This window comes from Erwinia sp. ErVv1, assembly GCF_900068895.1.
Taxonomy (GTDB): domain Bacteria; phylum Pseudomonadota; class Gammaproteobacteria; order Enterobacterales; family Enterobacteriaceae; genus Erwinia.
Map to the genome: position 1 here is coordinate 1 of NZ_CDPK01000022.1, position 258 is coordinate 258.

Annotated in this window: 1 rRNA gene; it reads left to right on the forward strand. The window is 49.2% G+C overall.

Going from position 1 to position 258, the window contains the following annotated elements:
• Positions 1-139, forward strand: a 23S ribosomal RNA gene (locus tag A1830_RS20105); the annotation flags it as partial.
• Between the last annotated feature and the right edge of the window lie 119 nt (positions 140-258).

Genomic DNA, 258 nt, shown 5'->3' on the forward strand with positions numbered 1-258 from the left:
ACTTGCCTCGAGATGAATCTTCCCTGACCCTTTAAGGGTCCTGAAGGGACGTTGAAGACTACGACGTTGATAGGCCGGGTGTGTAAGCGCAGTGATGCGTTGAGCTAACCGGTACTAATGACCCGTGAGGCTTAACCTTACAACACCAGAAGCGTTCTGGTGGGCGTTGAGAGACAGAAGACAATTTTCAGCTTATCCGGACAAGAATTAAGCTGTTCTGCCTATTACGCATGCGGGACGGAGCAAGAGATTTTATCT